This is a genomic window from Oleiphilus sp. HI0061 (assembly GCF_001635675.1).
Genome location: NZ_LWFE01001245.1, coordinates 1 through 16,715, shown reverse-complemented (window position 1 = coordinate 16,715; position 16,715 = coordinate 1). Strand labels below are relative to the sequence as shown.

At 43.7% G+C, this 16,715-nt stretch carries 16 protein-coding genes and 1 pseudogene; 7 read left to right on the top strand and 10 right to left on the bottom strand.

Annotation, left to right across the window (positions count from 1 at the left end):
* Both A3735_RS29125 and A3735_RS19520 read right to left on the bottom strand, forming a co-directional pair.
* Positions 1-210 (bottom strand): annotated as a pseudogene (locus A3735_RS29125) (IS91 family transposase); the annotation flags it as partial.
* A 361-nt stretch (positions 211-571) separates the two neighbouring features.
* Positions 572-1,645, bottom strand: a complete 1,074-nt coding sequence (locus A3735_RS19520) for a GGDEF domain-containing protein (protein ID WP_068514223.1) — start codon at positions 1,643-1,645, stop codon at positions 572-574.
* A gap of 264 nt (positions 1,646-1,909) precedes the next feature.
* On the opposite strand from A3735_RS19520, the gene A3735_RS19515 reads away from it, so the two are divergent.
* Positions 1,910-2,659, top strand: coding sequence for a helix-turn-helix transcriptional regulator (locus A3735_RS19515; RefSeq protein WP_068514227.1), 750 nt, complete (start codon positions 1,910-1,912; stop codon positions 2,657-2,659).
* Between the two features lie 83 nt (positions 2,660-2,742).
* Here the strand turns inward: A3735_RS19515 and A3735_RS19510 are convergent, their stop codons facing one another.
* The 4 genes from A3735_RS19510 to A3735_RS19495 form a co-directional block, all read right to left on the bottom strand.
* Entirely contained in the window at positions 2,743-4,785 is a 2,043-nt protein-coding gene (locus A3735_RS19510; protein WP_068514231.1) for a VIT and VWA domain-containing protein, read from the bottom strand.
* Between the two features lie 170 nt (positions 4,786-4,955).
* Positions 4,956-6,083, bottom strand: coding sequence for a PQQ-dependent sugar dehydrogenase (locus A3735_RS19505; RefSeq protein ID WP_068638499.1), 1,128 nt, complete (start codon positions 6,081-6,083; stop codon positions 4,956-4,958).
* 20 nt (positions 6,084-6,103) lie between these two features.
* Positions 6,104-7,036: a class I SAM-dependent methyltransferase gene (locus tag A3735_RS19500; protein ID WP_068508856.1), complete on the bottom strand. Its 933-nt coding sequence runs from the start codon at positions 7,034-7,036 to the stop codon at positions 6,104-6,106.
* Positions 7,037-7,210: 174 nt separating this feature from the next.
* Positions 7,211-7,942 carry a PEP-CTERM sorting domain-containing protein gene (locus A3735_RS19495; RefSeq protein ID WP_068514235.1) on the bottom strand — a complete coding sequence of 244 codons (732 nt, stop codon included), beginning with the start codon at positions 7,940-7,942 and terminating at the stop codon, positions 7,211-7,213.
* A 476-nt stretch (positions 7,943-8,418) separates the two neighbouring features.
* On the opposite strand from A3735_RS19495, the gene A3735_RS19490 reads away from it, so the two are divergent.
* Positions 8,419-10,851, top strand: coding sequence for a hypothetical protein (locus A3735_RS19490; protein WP_068514238.1), 2,433 nt, complete (start codon positions 8,419-8,421; stop codon positions 10,849-10,851).
* An 82-nt stretch (positions 10,852-10,933) separates the two neighbouring features.
* On the opposite strand, the gene A3735_RS19485 is transcribed toward A3735_RS19490, so the two are convergent.
* Positions 10,934-12,469, bottom strand: a complete 1,536-nt coding sequence (locus A3735_RS19485) for a fatty acyl-CoA reductase (protein WP_068514241.1) — start codon at positions 12,467-12,469, stop codon at positions 10,934-10,936.
* Positions 12,470-12,791: 322 nt separating this feature from the next.
* Between A3735_RS19485 and A3735_RS19480 the strand changes: the two genes are divergently transcribed.
* Positions 12,792-13,148, top strand: coding sequence for a YibL family ribosome-associated protein (locus A3735_RS19480; RefSeq protein WP_068508013.1), 357 nt, complete (start codon positions 12,792-12,794; stop codon positions 13,146-13,148).
* Positions 13,149-13,213: 65 nt separating this feature from the next.
* Here A3735_RS19480 and A3735_RS19475 read toward each other — a convergent pair whose 3' ends face one another.
* Together A3735_RS19475 and A3735_RS19470 are read right to left on the bottom strand one after the other, a co-directional pair.
* Positions 13,214-13,915 carry an LrgB family protein gene (locus A3735_RS19475; RefSeq protein WP_068508010.1) on the bottom strand — a complete coding sequence of 234 codons (702 nt, stop codon included), beginning with the start codon at positions 13,913-13,915 and terminating at the stop codon, positions 13,214-13,216.
* Positions 13,916-13,926: 11 nt separating this feature from the next.
* Positions 13,927-14,280 (bottom strand): CidA/LrgA family protein, encoded by a 354-nt coding sequence (locus A3735_RS19470; protein ID WP_068514244.1) that lies wholly within the window; start codon positions 14,278-14,280, stop codon positions 13,927-13,929.
* A 185-nt stretch (positions 14,281-14,465) separates the two neighbouring features.
* Between A3735_RS19470 and yeiP the strand changes: the two genes are divergently transcribed.
* Positions 14,466-15,041: an elongation factor P-like protein YeiP gene (yeiP, locus tag A3735_RS19465; RefSeq protein ID WP_068514246.1), complete on the top strand. Its 576-nt coding sequence runs from the start codon at positions 14,466-14,468 to the stop codon at positions 15,039-15,041.
* 148 nt (positions 15,042-15,189) lie between these two features.
* Positions 15,190-15,360 carry a hypothetical protein gene (locus tag A3735_RS29790; RefSeq protein ID WP_156490659.1) on the top strand — a complete coding sequence of 57 codons (171 nt, stop codon included), beginning with the start codon at positions 15,190-15,192 and terminating at the stop codon, positions 15,358-15,360.
* Here A3735_RS29790 and A3735_RS19460 read toward each other — a convergent pair.
* Positions 15,357-15,893: a hypothetical protein gene (locus A3735_RS19460; RefSeq protein ID WP_068514249.1), complete on the bottom strand. Its 537-nt coding sequence runs from the start codon at positions 15,891-15,893 to the stop codon at positions 15,357-15,359. The genes A3735_RS29790 and A3735_RS19460 overlap by 4 nt on opposite strands.
* Positions 15,894-16,042: 149 nt before the next feature.
* Between A3735_RS19460 and arfB the strand changes: the two genes are divergently transcribed.
* Both arfB and A3735_RS19450 read left to right on the top strand, forming a co-directional pair.
* Positions 16,043-16,459 (top strand): alternative ribosome rescue aminoacyl-tRNA hydrolase ArfB, encoded by a 417-nt coding sequence (arfB, locus tag A3735_RS19455; RefSeq protein ID WP_068514252.1) that lies wholly within the window; start codon positions 16,043-16,045, stop codon positions 16,457-16,459.
* Between the two features lie 94 nt (positions 16,460-16,553).
* Positions 16,554-16,715, top strand: a 162-nt coding sequence (locus A3735_RS19450) for a helix-turn-helix transcriptional regulator (RefSeq protein ID WP_156499773.1), incomplete at its 3' end; no start/stop codon positions are given.

Here is a 16,715-nt window from a genome sequence, read left to right as displayed (position 1 = left end):
ACGCAAAAAGCCATATTCCAGCCGACCACATTGGAGAAAATCTTCGAACTCTCTCTGAACGTAACGAGGCAAGCTTTGTCCCTGACCCTCCAACGAGGACTTAAAGACAGGATAATGTTCCTGAACCAATTGATAGAGGAGCGTCTTTTCGGGCTGATGGCGTTCATAGTATGGTGCTTGACTCGCCCAGACATTCCTTGCCGGTGACATGAGTATCCTCCTTGATACTGTTTATACATACAGCATATAGAAGAAGCTTCACTTAGCGAATATTGGCCGTAATTTTGTAAAAACAGTCCAACTGTTATGTCCGCTTTCGGGTCTTTTGTAATATAAAAATGCTAGTTAGGAAGGGCCAGATTAGATCTGAAGACAATTCTCAAGTTATGTCCGCTTATCTCACTTTCCAGAAGTAACCGATCAGATCAATATTGGCCAAAATATCCTTGTTTATCGATCAGTCATGAAGGTCCGTTTTGCGGACTTTCACGCCTTTGAGTGCTGTTTAACTATGCCGTGCACTGAACTCCAACCTTTGAGAAAGGGTTCGAGCCGATACACCTTTCTGATACTACTGACTTTGCGCAAGGTTCTGCGTCTCTCCAATTACTCTGTTCCGGCCTTGTTTCTTAGCTGCATACAAGGCTTGGTCAGCGCGCTCTACTAAGCCATCAATTGTGTCAGAGGTTTGCATACTCGCAACACCGACAGAAATGGTAATATTACCCAGGGTGACTTTTTTATCACTGCCCATAACCAGGTTTTTACTGGCGACCTTATCGCATAGCTGCTGGCCTACAACGAGTGCGCCTTCGTAGCGTGTGTTGGGTAATAGCGCCACGAATTCTTCACCTCCATAACGAGCGACGATATCGTCACCTTTGACACCCTTCTTTAGAACTGTTGCGATAAAGGTTAAAACTTTGTCGCCTACTGCGTGGCCGTGCGTATCATTAAACGATTTGAAGTGATCAATATCCATAAATAGGAGAGAGAAGGGCTTCAGTGTTTGTTCAAACTCATTTACTAGTGTTTTAATAGACTCATCAAATGCTCGTCGATTCGGGATGCCGGTGAGCTGGTCGGTAAACGCCGTTTCGTTCAGTTCTTCCAAGTTCCTTTTTAAAGTACTGACTTCCTCCTTCACAACGATTAAGGAGTTTTCCATTGATGTGTTGGCTTGTCTAACTTGGTCAGTTTCTTCAATAAGCTTGGCAACGAGCTGAGTGATGCTGTTGATATCGGGGTTTTTCTTTAGATCATTCTGGCTTTCTTCCAGTGCGGCTGAAAAAGCCTGGTTGCCCTCAAGGATTTTTTCCAGCTCTTGCAGCAGGTTGTCCACAAGCGTCTCTGTATCGCCTTGTATATGGCTCAGTTTATCCTGCGTTTGGTTTGCAATATAAGTTTCGTAGAGTGAGTTATTTAAGCTGTCTGTAAAGTTCGTTCCACTTTCTAGCAGGCTATCTATTTTCTTGCGTAGCTCGAGGTTCATTCCTTGAAAATACTCATACCAAACGAAGTAGTTTTCCGGGGTGATTGGGATTTCAAGGTCTTTCATTTGTGGGATAGTTTTCTTAAGGCAGTCAACAGCTTGTTTAAGCTTTTTTTGACGGCTTTCCCGCACAGGTATTTGTTGCTCTGTCATATTACTCGCTACTCCATTTAGCCTGGTAATATTTGTCTGTAACCTGAGTTCAAGCCTCTAGTTTGTGCAATAATCTAAGAATTATAAGACTTTTTCAATCATAAATCATTTCGTCTATCCAGTTGTCCGCCGGCCTAATTCAGTCATTTTAGTTGTTGATGGTAACGATAAAACCATTCTAGGTTTGGATATAAGCCCGATATTTCATAGTATTCGGTATTGCTGTCATTCTCATGAACCGCTGTTTCATAATAGGGAGATCAGATGTCTCAGAGCGCTGCTTTAGTCAAAGCACTGAAAAAATGTTTGAAAATTAACGATGTAAAATATGCAGATGTGGCTGATGCCCTCAATTTAAGTGAGGCGAGCGTGAAACGTTTGTTTTCTGAGGAAAGCTTTTCGCTAAAAAGGCTAGATCAAATTTGTGAATTTTTAGGTATTGAAATTAGTGATCTGGTGGAGATGGTGAGACAGTCTGATCAGATTCGAAGTTTGACGATTGAGCAAGAAAAAGAAATTATTGATGATCTTCCGCTTTTGATTGTCGCAAATAGTGCCTTAAATCGTTGGAGCTTTGAAGATATATTGTCTACCTATGATTTAACTGAGACCGCGTTAATCCAGCATCTTGCCAAATTAGATCGCCTAAAGTTGATCGAGTTGTTGCCTGGAAATCGCATAAAGTTATTAGTTGATAGAAACTTCAGTTGGCAAAAGAACGGCCCTATACAGCGGTTTTTCGAAGAAATTCTAGTGAATGAGTTCTTTAACTATAGGTTTGATGAGCCCAGTGACAAACGACAGTTTGTGGTGGGGATGCTCTCTAAAGCCTCTAACCTGATCTTTCAGAGAAAGTTGGATCAACTTGCAGAGGAATTTCATCGCTTACATGTAGAGGATGAAAAGTTGCCTGTTAAAGAGCGATTCGGTACTAGTGTTGTCACAGGTATGCGTCGATGGGAGCCTTTGGCTTTTGAGAAGATGCGCAGAAAAAAGGATCTGCGAAAGTTTTAGTATTGATGGGGTAGTTTGAGGTGTGGGCTGATCTATGAAAACCGAGTTCATAGATCAGCATTGGTTTCGTTTTTTAGGGTGTTTTATGAACGCTTTGATTGAAGCTTTCGTGATAACACCGCCGCGATGAGCAGCAATAACATCATCCAGGGGCTAGATGAGCCTCCACCAGAGCTCGGGTAAGCGCGGGTGTTGTTGAAAGCTGGTTGATGGGCATCTTTACGATGGTCTCTTACCGGCTGGCTTGCGCGTTGTTGTTTAGCCTGCAATTCTTTCTTTACGCGTTTGGCGTTATCTCTTGAAATGTTAAGCTGCTTGAATACCTCTTCTCTCACAACAATCATCGAAGTGTAGTCGGTGACTAAACCATATTGTTTGGCAATGTCGATGATGGCTTGTTTGGCATCTGCATCTTCGCCTAGATAGTCAATTTTATTCTGCAATGCTTCAATGCTCGCGAACGCCCATAACCTTTCTATCTCAGGGTTGAGTTCACTTTGTTTTGGGAAGTCAAAAGACGTTGTGTAGGTTTGTTGTTGGCCTGACATTTTGCCTTTGATTTCAACCGTTGCTTTACCATTTCCCCAGTAATGTCCGAACAAGATAAGCTGCTGACCTCGGTACACAGAACCGATACGGGCGGGTGTAAGGTTTTTAACCTTAACGCCGTCAATATCAACTTCGACATCATGAAAGGCTTCGTGAGTTAGTTTTTCGGTAGCGATCATTAGCTTGCCAACGATGTCATCACTATTGGATACACTCATTGCGAAGCCGTTAGAAATTTTTGTCATGCTATCGAGTAGTGGTCTATTAGCACTGTTGCCCATCACAAAGGTAAAGAGTCGTACATCATATTGTTCGAGTAAGCTTAGAAAGGATTTTTTCTCCGTGGTGCCGATATTAGCAACGCCATCGGTGACTAAGATGATGGCACTCGCGCGATCAGAATCGAGACCTTTGATGCCTTTTTTCAGGCCGTCGTATAAATTTGTGCCGCCATTAGGGGTCGTCGATTCAAGTGATTGTGTATATCTTGATACATTCTCGGCTGTCGCAGGGGTGTAACCTTGTGTGATCTCACTTGCATTGTTGTTAAATAGGATGATGCGAAAACGGTCATTTGGATTTAGCTTGGAAAGCCCTTTGTTAACGCCTTCGATAAGGCTGTGGTATTTTCCCTGCATTGAGCCTGAGTAGTCCAGTACAAAGATCCAATCTCGCCCCAAGTTGATTTTACTTAAGTCATCCCCCGGGGTGATGGTCATCATAAAGGTTCCTTTGTCTTTTCCGGGTTCTTTGTGTGTGACCATATCAATCGAGCCTGGCAGGCCTTGTTGATGTCTCCAGTAGACCACGATATCTTGATCGAGTTTAGTGATTGATTGCTTTGCTGTGATTGGGTTTGAGTCTTCTTCGTTTTGTGCGGCCTGCCCATTCATCATGGATATATGCCATGCCTGATTCGTGTTTGAGGTGACAATTGCCTGCGGATGTTTCGGAAGACGGACATCGTCAATAGGGTAAGAGGATCTTATATTCATCTTGAAGCTGAATGCTTCGGTTACCACTTCGTTGTAGCTCCAAAAGGCCAACTTTTCTTCATCGACGCCACCATCTTCAAGTGGGTAGACATAACTGCCAATGCCATGGTCTGAATGGACAGCTTGAATGTAGACTAATCGGATTTTGACATCTTGCTTTGGCAAAACCGGGTAAACGGCACTATCAAAAGATTTATACTCATCCTGTTCTGTTAAGGCGGTTTCTCTGCCTTGTGCTTTTTCTTGCTCATAAATCTCGCGAGCTTGTTTTTTCTCAAGCACCTCGCCAGTCACAGCTTTACCGTCTATCCAATAGGTGAACTCTCCTACCGCTGCTTTTTCTGGAATGGGGAAGGAGTAGATTGCTTCTAGCGTGGTGTCATTCGGGTTGAAAAATAATTGTGTTACTGAAGTAATGGCATAGCCATCCTCGATAGTGACATCTACATGGTGTTGTTTTATTTCCAACGCTGGTAGCTGACCGTTTGCGGGTGACATGAGTCCAGCGGCCTGCGACATCATGCTAAATGCGAATAATAGGGTAAAGCTTATCAATTCTAAGAAGTTTGGTTGTCTGTTCATAATGCTCTCCATTTGTTGGTTTGTGGCAACAAGCGAAAGCAAAACTAGATGGTGATGAACGGATACTCAATAAAAAACGACTAAGTCTAATAGCAAGAGCCTGAGGGTATTAGATAACGATACTTTTCCATATTTTTATACAAGGATTGTTTTGTTGTAGTCACTCAAAACTATTTATCACGCAAACGCAAAATGCGTCCACTGTCGGTGGAAAGGTAAATCCAGCCTTCAGGACTTTCGACAACTGCTCGAATGCGTTCGCCCAGGCTTTCAAGTAATCGTTCTTCAGCGATAGCCTGATACTGCTTGTTGAGCGATACTCGGTTTAGGTGTGTCATCTTTAGTGCACCTGAAAAGAGGTCCCCTTTCCATTCCTTGAAGGCGTTGCCTGAATAAACGATCAGACTCCCTGGCGCAATGGAGGGAACATAATATTTAACGGGTTGCTCCATGCCTTCTTTATGAGTGCTTTCACCCACAGAAATTGGCCCCCAGTATTCCTTGCCATAGGAAATGATGGGCCAGCCATAATTTTTGCCTGGTTTAATCAGGTTTATTTCGTCACCACCTCTTGGTCCATGCTCGATAGACCATAAAACAGACTTGTCGGGAGTAAAAGCTAAACCTTGTGGGTTTCGGTGCCCGTAAGACCATATTTCGGGTAGGGCGCGGGCTAGTTGAGTGAAAGGGTTATCTTTAGGAACCGTGCCGTCTAAATTTAATCGAATGATGCTTCCGGCATGATTGCTTAGGTTTTGCGCGTCTTCCCGTTTGCCTCGGTCACCGACGCTGAAAAATATGTGCCCCTGATTGTCAAAGGCAATACGGCTACCAAAGTGTCGGAAGGTATCGCTATCGCCTTTCGCTACGAATAGCTCACGCCAATGCCTTAGCTGCTGATTCTCTGTGAGTTGGGCGCTGGCAAGGGCTGTCGTTCCCTTTCCATCATGTCTTTTGCTATAACTAAGATAAATATTCTTTGATGAGCTGAATGTTGGGCTTATGGCAATATCAAGAAGGCCACCTTGGCCTTTGGCAAGCACGTTCTTAAGCCCTTGGATAGTTGTGAGCTGCTTTGTTTGAATATCCAAACTATAAAGCCGGCCACGTCGTTCGGTAATTAATAGAGTGTTGGCATCCAGAAAAGCCAGTCCCCAAGGAATATTTAAGCCTGAGTATAGTTCTTCCAAAATGAAGTGAATCTGGCCACTTTGCCCTTCAAGGATAGTGCGGGAAAAGCTTGGGCTGGCAAAGCTTATGAAGAACGCAAGACTAATACATGCAATGAAATTGTACATTTTAGGGAACTCCAATAGCTTCAGCATTCAATCAAGGCAAGTTTTAACCCCTTATCAGGCTCCAGTTCTTTTATTTCATCACTAAGCGCTAAAGGCGTGATAGATCTTACATCCTCTATCGTCTCTCGTATGTCGCGTTCAAATTCTGAAAAGGTTACTTGTTGATTGTTTAGGGCCGCTAAGATAACTCCGCCATCCTTTAAGTATTTGGTGCAGCGACGTAGTAGTTTCTGATAGTCAGGCCAGCCTCGAAAGGAGCCTTTATGAAAAGGCGGCGGGTCGAGAATGATTATGTCGAACTTTGACTGCTTGGCAATTTGGCTGTTTGACTTAAGAATGTTCTTTTTCCAAATCGATACTCTTTCATCCAGTAGATTATTTATCTGATGATTTAATTGTGCGGTTTTGGTGGCGCTACCGCACATATCAATATTAACTACTTTCTTTGCGCCACCTTTCAAAGCAAACAAAGAAAATACCGAGGTATAAGAAAAAAGGTTTAGAACACGTTTGTTTTCGGCGTGTTCAGCAAGCCAATGCCAGCCACTTCGCATGTCTGGAAACACGCCTGTGTTGCGGTTTTCGCCTAAACTAACCTTACACAAAAGATCCTTATCAAGTGCTGCATTAAACTCCAAAGGCAGTTCAGGCTTATTGCTAGTTCGTGTAAACAAAACCTCATTTTCCACATCGGGCCAAGGCCGGGATTGGAGCAATACGCTTTGAATAAACTCATGCTCTTCAAAGATCTCCTTAATGACGGAAAGCTCATTGTTGCTTAGCTCACCTTCATAGCATTGGACAAATAAAACGGGTGGATACCACTCAATATTGAGGTTCTCAAATGAGGGAAAAAACCGACCTCTGCCATGGAATACTCGGCAAACCTGTTCAGGCGATTGTCTAAGGTTTTCACCTAGTTCTTGCTTTAGGAGGTTCTGTACAGTAGTCATTGCAGAAATTTTGGTCCGGCTCAGTGATTGTTCAGGGGATTCTATAAAAGAAATGATGGTAGATCTATTTTTATGATTTTGGCCGCGAAAGAAGAGCAGTTAATTAAATCATAAAGAGAGAGTAAGAGAACCTATAAGGCGAATACCTTATAGGTTGTATGGAAAAAGAAGTCGTTAAGCAATACTGCGCCGCCTCATTAAACCTATGCCAAATAAACCAAACGCTAGTAGGGCAAACGTTGAGGGCTCAGATACGCTAATCACGCATTGATTGGGGTCGGTTTGTGGGTCACAGGAACCTATGCTGATTGAGAATACGTCATCGGGAAAAGCAAACTGCGTATTCTGGCCATCAGGACTTAGAAATATTGCTCTGTCCAAGTCGCTACCGGTCACATTGTACAGGTCGATAAATAAGTCTTCAGGGTCGAAGCCGCTGATGACAAAGCCATCGGTACAGCAATTCACCCAATCCAAATCAATATTGATAGAGCTAGTTGTACCCAGTGCACTATTACCTCCTTCATTTGGGTCATCTAAGAATGCCAGTGCTGCGGGTGTAGAAAAGTCAATGCTGGCATTAAAAGAGCCGCCTCCACTTCCATTTGGTCTTTCAAGAATTACCCCAAAGCTCAATTCATTGGTAAGCGTATTCACATGAGAAAATATCTGCAAGGCGTCAGCTTCTAAGGGGATGGGGGTTGTGGTTCCAGGGTAAACCGGGTTCGCTGATGCTGCCCAAGGGCTACCATAGTTGTAGAAATCAGTGCCTGTTTCTGCACTGTCGAAAGTACCTAGCAAGAACTGAGAGCCATTAAAGTCAATATCCAATACTGCAGCCGAAGCAATTGAAGAAGACAAGGATAGAACGACAGCTGTACACAAATGCCAAATAATGTTTTTCATTGTCTGTTTCCTTCCTATTGTGTTGGTTTTATTGTGAGTTATTGATCAAAAAATACGCAGGAAATAGACCAGATTCTGTAACTTTAGTTATTACAGTAACTTGTCCGCAAGGCTATAAAGGTAGGTTTCAGAACGTGTAAAACTCTTCGACACTATTTGTCATAAAAGTTGGTAAAAAGTGGCTATTCATAATGAGGCTGGCCCGCTATTAAAATTTGAATTGGTTCACGTATTAACGAATCGAGTCGATTGGTAGAATATAGCGTTATATTTCTAAGTATTTGTAATTGCAGAATAAAATATTCAATTCTCAAGTGCTTTGTTTATTCCCCCTGCTTGGGGAGGGGGGAATGTTGAAATGGCTAGTTTAGAATGTGAGTGCTCAATTGCACCCTTATTTAGTCTAAGGTAGCTGTAAAACATTGTGTTCTTTGGGCTATAAAAATAAATATATTAAGATATCCAAGGGGATAACCATGCCGGGTTTAGTTAAGAAAACCATCACCGTGCTTGTGGCCGCATCCGCAAGCATTGCCAATGCTACGATTGACCTTTCAGGCTTACCGGGTGAATTTCCTCACCAAGAAGAAGTTTGTGCCAGTGATTTAGCGAGAGAAGCCTTACGCGCCGAGTCAGCGTCTCAGGCCTTGAATACGCCGTTCATAGATATGATAAAGGTGGGTGATGAGCTTGTCTGGACTCGTATGGGGACTCAAAGCCCGGTACTTGTACCTGGCGATATTGTCACGCTAATCGGCTCAAACTTCGGTGCAGGTGTGGATATAGATTTTAGCAAAATCATGCTGGGTAATACCCGTATTCTTGAAACTGATTTACGTATGTTTGATCAGAAGCTTGCTGTGTCAGATCAGGTTAATTACGAAACAGAGCAGCAAGTTGATGCATGGGATAAAAACGTTATTAGCTGGCAAGATGACCGTATTGTATTCAGGGTACCTGACCATGCTAGCAGCGGTCCCTTGATTGTGCAGGTACAAAAACGAACGGGTTATAATGAGTCCTTGCTACACCCAGGTTCTCCACATACCGTTATTGATGCACAGACCTCTCGTATTATCAGCGATACGTTTCAGCATGAATGTGACGTTGTGTCACAGCTGAGTGATGCCGTTGCCAGCACGCCGATTGATATAGATGTTAATAACCCGAACTTCTCTGATTTGGTGACAGAAGGTCGAAAGATATTCTGGTCGTACGACTACAATATTGGTGTCGCACATGCGGTACGAAACCTGGATTGGAAGGCGATCTTTAACTATCGTTCGTTTGACCCGGTTAAAGGAGGCTATGCTGACCCGAGAGAGTTGTTTGGCGCCTATAAAACGGTCAGAGGGCAAGTGCCGAATGAAGCGATGGATGATGTTTACTTTGATCCTTACCCAATGCCAACCCCGATCCCCGGCTTCCTCACCTTGGGTTCTGCCAAGCTTGAAGGCAATACAAAAGATACAGGTTGGGTAGGATATCGCTATGCAGAAGGTAATCACCCTTATACAGGGCCGGGTGAATTTGCCGGTTTCAACTGTGCGTCGTGCCACGGTTATCAAATCACTTACCAAAACGTCAATGGCGAAGATGAAACAAAGGTTTTCCCTGGCTTGCCTAACCCTGAATGGACCATGAAGTGGACAGTTTTACAGACGCCGCTAAAAACCTTCAAGGGCATTTATGAGAAGGAGCCAGGGCCAGACTGGGCACCGGAAGAAGAAAAAGTTGCCAAAGATATGTTGATCTATCATATGCCTGCCGGTGCCGGTGAGCATAACTTGGTTAGAATCAAAGGAGAGGGCAGCCATACCGATAATGATTATCAGTTTTCACCGATCGCAATTCCAAATGTGACCAACTATATGTCGATTCGACGTTCTCTGTCGCATACCGAATCCTATGTCGGTTTTGAAGGTTCTTATGTGCATGCAGAAGAGCCGGACGGTGCGCAAGGGGCAATGAGAAAAGCGCCTTTACAAGCCTTAACCGCGTACATGACCCAGCTTGATGAGGACGATGACTTACTACGTGAAATTGGTATGTATCGCTGGTTGAAGCAGAAGGGTTTACTTGTCGACCAAACAGAAACCGGTACAGTCATAGAGACCTATACCGAGATGGTACCGCAGCCGCCTAAGCGGGGCTGGTTTGGTATTAAGATACCTCAACCAGATAAAGAGGTAACGAAAACGCGCGAAATACCAGCATTGCAAGAAGGACAGTTTATTAGCCAGGGCTGGCAGTCCTATCCAAAAGTTTCTGCAGCGATAGCAAGAGGTAAAGAGACCTTCGATCGCGATTGCGGCAGCTGCCACAATGATGGCGTCGGTGCCAACACAAATGAAAAGATGTTGCGTTTGGATGAAGTTGGCAGATTTTTCTCTCCAACGATTTACCAAAAAGAGGTCGAGTCGATTCGCGCGACATTCTTACGTGATATGTACTGGGTGCAGAATCGTGGCTTGCTATCTGACGGTCACGTGAGAAATATGAGTGATCTGGTATCTCCAGCTCGTTGTGATAGCAACTCTGAAATGTACCAACAATATTACACCTTGCATGCACCGGTTCGACCTGCGCCCGGCTCTGTCGATCAGCCGATTACTACACCGGACTTAAATCGCAGAGGCGATGTATTCAGGGTGCCCAAGTCGGACTACATTACCAGGTTGGATCGAGGTTACAAGCGCAACCGCTTTATCGAAAAGCACAAATACTTTAGTGAAGTGTCTTGGGATGACGACCACTACTACTGGGATTACCAGAAGATGCGTCGTGAATTTGGTGTAGATGAAATGGGGACACCTGGCCCGGTTGGTTTACCAGCGACACCACACCCATGGTGTACATCGAATACTGAGGAGGTTTCAGATTTGGTTCAGTACATTATGACGCTGTAAGCTTGAGCGAGTAGACAAAGGCCAGCCCCGATTAGACTAAGGGAATGTTCAATCGGGGCTGGCTAAAGGCTCAGTTTATCTATTAGTCAGTAACGGACAATTCTTTGGTCTTCACCTGCTTAACCAGTGCATTTTTCGCAACTTCGTTTATCGCATATTTTTCAATGCCGGCTAAATGGGTTTTACCAAAATATCGATACCAGTTAATTAGCTTGGCATCGACAGGGAACTCTCCGTCAGACTTTTCGCCTAGCTCTTCAGCTAAGGCTAGTAGCTTGCCATTATGAAAGCGGTATTTGGGAAAACCATAAAAAGAAAACGTGGTCGACAAGGTTAAGGCTGTATCTATATTCTTGTGCATGCGGTTTTTGCGTTTTTTAAAGCCGATTTTTGATCGAACGTCTTGCAATATATCCAGCGGCACTTGAGCTGCTTTCATCGATGCTTCAAAGACAGACTTAGAGACAAAGGTAAATTCTTTCGAAGGCTTTTTAGCCTTAAACAGCTTTGGGTAGGCCTTGTAGTTTGATTGGGCTTCATCGACCATTGCGCGCTTTAGTTCAGCAACTGTCACCGGGTTAGATGAGCTGCTGCAGCATTGGTAAATGTTTGTTTCGCCGGGTGACTTCAGTGCTTTGGTCATGGACAGAATAACGCTATTAGCGACTAAGTCTGCGGGAATAATGTCCATTGCTGCATGCGGGTCAGCAGGGAAGTAAGAGATTTTTCCACGAGCGTAGGCAAATACAATGGCATCGGCAACTTTTATGCCTTCAATCCACCCAGGTACTGGCGCACGAAGTGTACTTTCGATAATTGAAGGTCTAAGTATGACAAGAGAGCTCGTATCTAGTTTCTCTATTAGTAGCTGCTCGCCAAGCCACTTTGTGAAGGTATAAGTGTCATTCCAGCCGTAGCGATGGGCTTGCTCGATCCCCAGGTCAACCAAGGCGTTCTTTTGTTCTTCTTTCGTGCTTGAGGGCAAAAATGCGCGTGCGATTCTGTCTTGTAGTGAATGGATTAAACCTTCGACTAGATAGTGACCTTGTGCATTGCGTGGGACTTTTCGTTTATATGGCCCTGTTGTCTCTTCGTAAATCTCACCTTTGTTTAAGCCATGAACATAGCATGTCGAAACCTGTACAACGGGTGTTACTTCTCCACGCTGCGATAATTCGATAATATTCTTTAAGCTTAAGGTGTTGATTGCTAGAGCCTTGTCTAGCGGTTCTCTAAAGTCGACACTCGCAGCAGAGTTTACGATGACGTCGATTTTTGAAGCAAGTTCATCAAAACTATCTTCGTCTAAGCCGAATAGCTTATCTGTTAGTTGGCCGCTGACGATGTTAAGTTTTGTCAGACAAAAGTTCTTGAATGCCTGTTCATCTAGGCTCTTTAAGTGTCCAAAGACTGAAGAGCTAAGTACTTCTTGCTCAAGACGTTCCTGAGCTGAATTGTATCGTGCGTTGCCGCGAATGAGTAAATGAATACTGGCAACATCGGGAGTGGATCGAATAATTTTTTCGAGTACAACTTTGCCGAGAAACCCGGTACACCCTGTGATTAAAATATTTTTCCCTTTGAGGGTCTCTTTTACCATTGAAGATTCTTGAGTCATCGCATACCTGCCTAGCACCTGAGTTAATCTGAAAGCCTTATACCCGAGTAAATCACAATATCCCGTATGGGGCTTGTTGTGCCGCAAGATACGGCAAACTATAAACATTTTTGGTGCGTAACTTCACAGTACGAGATGTTCATCACATTAATTTTTAGTAGTAGAGTATATGCACTAATTTTTAGTTTTTGGCTCGTTGTTATTGCTGGAGGCTCGGGTTATTTGAATTGTGATCGAATCCTTTGGTTAATTACTGTACAATCTCGCTCCCTTTGACTACTGCGTCTAATATTCAGTAGTTCCCTTTGCGCCAGGAGTTATCATGAGTTTCAAGCAAGACCTTCAAGCACTACAAAATACCTTAGACAAAAAACGGAATACCTTAGTGGCTGCAGAGAAGCGTTTTAATCAGGTATTGGTCGGGCAAACAAAGCGTGATATCGAGTCTATCAATAAACAGATTTCTGCTTTAAAGCAGGCTAAAGCTTCAGATGTAAGTAGTAAATGCGCTCAACTTAAGGCAATGAAGTTTCATCGAGCGCTTCTCAAAGAAGAGCAGGCAGACATGGGTAAACTCAAGAAGTCTGTGAAAGGGCTTGTAGTCGTGCATCCATTGACGGTGCTCGGTCGAGAGATGGGCGTGAGTGAAGTAACCGGGTATGCTAGAAAAGCGTTCTGATTATCAAGGTCTTAAGAGTCGTTATTTCCCGAGTGCCATCTCAGCGATGAACCAGGAGTGTGCTGCTAGAACAACCAGAAGCATAATGGCAGTAAGATCGCGGTAAAAATGCCATTGACGATCATTGCAAGAATCGAATATGCGCCGCACTTGGAACTAATTTCAAAAGCTTTAACCGTGCCAATGGCATGTGCGCTGAGCCCTAGGGCAAGGCCTTTTTCCTCGTCATTTGTAATATTAAAGCGTTTGAACACAAGCGGTGCAATGACTGCACCAAAAACGCCGGTAATCATTACAAAGCCAGCTGCTAAAGATGCGACCGCGCCAGTTTCTTCTGAAACCAGCACAGCAACCGCTGTGGTGACCGACTTGGTGAGCATGGCAAGAATTGACTCGTCACTTGCTTTGAACAAAAGTAAAACGCCTACCGCAAGCAATACCGTCAAAAAACCTCCCAAGCATATTAGGGCGATGAGAGTCTTTATTTTTGAACGCATATGGCGGCCTTCATAAAATAAGGGGATGGCTAAAGCAACAATTGAGGGCGCCAGGAACCAATGAATTATTTGTACTGATTCGAAGTAATCTTGATACGAAATATTCAGTGTTAAGAGCAGCGCGATCATGGTCCCTGAACCGAGGAGTACAGGTTGCAATAAAGGGTGAAGGCCTGACTTAAGGTAAATTCTTCTGACTGCCCAGTAAACGGCTGCTGTTGTTAATATCATAGACAGGTCAAAGAAGTAGGGGAGCTTAAATTCAGACATTAGTTCCACCGCTAAGACTCCTCAAGTTCTTGGCTTTTTTCTAGCTTTTCGATCAGCCAAGGCGTGGTCACTAGGGTAAAGATAACGCTGCTGGAAATTGCTATCAGAATCGCTAGCCATTCTTTTTTTATCAGGTGCCAGTGATCCATAATGCCAATACACGAAGGCATGATTAGCAAAGGAATCAGAATAGTCAGTACTTGGCTGGAGCGGTCTAAAGAGGCCCCTGTTTTGCCCCGTAATACACATATACCGGTCAATAACAGCAGGCCTAGAATCGCACCAGGTACCGGAATGTTAAACAGTTCAGTGACTAATGAAGCGAAGATGCTTATCGCACATAAAATTAGCAAACCAAAGATCATTAATATTTCCTGTGAGTTGGGGCGGCTATTTTACACATATTGGGTCATTAAATTTAAGTTTGTGTATCATGCAAAATAACGTTGCTTATAGAGATAGATATGAAACTCTTTTATTACTTCACCTTATCAATTCCAAGTTTACCCGACTATAATAGCGCCAAAACAATATTCAGGAGTTAAAACGAATGCCTAAAGCAAGTGAAATTAAGAAGAACGCTGCCGTTGAAATGAATGGTGAAGCTTATATTGTTCGCGATATCGAGCGCTCTGTTCCACAAGGCCGTGCAGGCGGAAGTTTGTATCGTATGCGTATGTACAATGTGGCGACAAACCATAAGATTGATGAAACTTTCAAAGACTCCGATATGCTGTCACTTGCAGATTTGGACCGCCGCCCGGTAACTTTTTCATATGCTGATGGTGATGAATACGTTTTTATGGATAGCGAAGACTACTCTTCATATAGTCTGGATAAAGAAAGCATCGCTGATGAGTTATTGTTTATGGCCGAAGATGCGCAAGGCTTGCTGGTTGTGATGGTAAACGAGGCTCCGGTTGCACTGGAGTTACCTAGTACTGTTGAGCTGGAAATTGTAGAAACTGACCCAGCTTTAAAAGGTGGCTCGGCTACCGCGCGTACCAAACCTGCAATCTTAACGACGGGTTTAACGGTACAAGTGCCAGAGCACATTTCTACTGGTGACCGTATTAAGATCAATGTTGAAGAGCGCAAGTTTACTGGGCGAGCAGAGTCTAAATAATTTTTTCGCGTCGGCGTTTGAGATAAAGCCTTTATGCCGATAGGTGAGGCAGGCAAGTAAAAATGCCTGCCTAAAATATTAAATAATTTGTTGAAAAATAGAAGCTTAGCGTCTTTACTTAATGTAAATATTTACATTGAGGGTGGTCATGGCTCGTACAAACTCAGCAGAATCAGTTCGGCAGCATGCGATAGAGAAGGCAAAGGCCGGTTTAGGTATTTCTAGTTGCCCTTATCCTAAAAAGTCTCCTTTTCAGGCTGTGTGGATAAAGGCATTTGTTCGTGAAGCACAATTAGACTGGATAAGTGCCGCCAGCTAAGGCTCGATCAGTAAGCTCGACTCCCAGTAGTGCCCCTTACCATGAAAGCGTTGGTAATATAAATCCGTATAATGTATCACTCGGGTGCCGTAGCCAGGTTCATGGATATAAACCCTGTCGTGGTCGTCATAACCATAGATCACAAGGTAGTGCCCGCTATAATACGGTCCGTATTGAAGCATGACAGGGCTGCCTTGACGTAGTTGAGACCTTATTTCAATCAGGCTTAATGTTCCGCTAACATAGCTATCTAAACCTCCCAAATCCCATAAGAGCCAACTGATGTCATCGATAGTCGGTGTGCTCTCTGTATCTAAATATACATACTGATAGTCTAATAAATCTTGTTGAGAGTAATAAAGTTGGTGGTGACGTAAGATGATTTCAGTTGCCCTTGCCCAACTGCTATCACTTTCTCTATAGGGTGTGGTCTCGATCTCCAGTATATAAGAACCTTGCTGGCTTGTGATATGGCAGCCGGAAATCAGCATTGTGATCGCTATCAGTACTGCCGCTTTGTTTATGCTTTTCATACATACTCCTGCTTGTTTATTAATATCTGTACATTGTGAAACAAGTAAGCTGAATGAAAGCTGAACGTGAGACTTGTGTTTTTTCCTGTCATCCCCGTGAGTTATAAGTTACTGTTAGCGGTATATTCAATGCATTAAATACCTTTCTCATGCCGCTTAAGATTAACGACTACGTCACTATTCCTGATGAAGAGCTTCAGCTCTCTGCTATTCGTTCTCAAGGTGCGGGTGGTCAGAATGTGAATAAAGTTTCGTCTGCCATTCACTTGCGCTTTGATATCAAAGCATCTTCGCTTTCGGATTTTTATAAAGAGCGGCTGCTAGGCCTTAAGGATAGCCGTATCAACAAAGAGGGCGTCTTAGTGATCAAGGCGCAGCAGTTTCGTACCCAAGAGAAGAATCGTGAAGATGCGCTGGCTCGTTTAGTGGCTTTAATTCAAGCAGCAACGGTTGTTCATAAAACCCGGCGGCCAACGAAACCTAGTCGAAACTCTCAGCGAAAGCGCATGGATAGTAAGACCAAACACAGTCGAACCAAGGCGCTTCGCGGTCGGGTTAGAGACTAAACCTATTTAAGTCTTAGTCAGGTTTCTATTTTATATTTCCAATATTCTGGAAGTATGGTTGTGGTGGAGGCAGTTTATCTATAAGCTCCCTATTATGGATATCGAAAATGCAGCAAAACAATTAGAAGCTTTGGGTAATGTTACTCGCCTTGAAATCTTTCGGACTCTGATCCAGGCGGGGCAGAGTGGTATGACAGTGGGCGACATACAGAAAAAGTTGGGTATACCTGCTTCAACCTTGTCACATCATATTTCC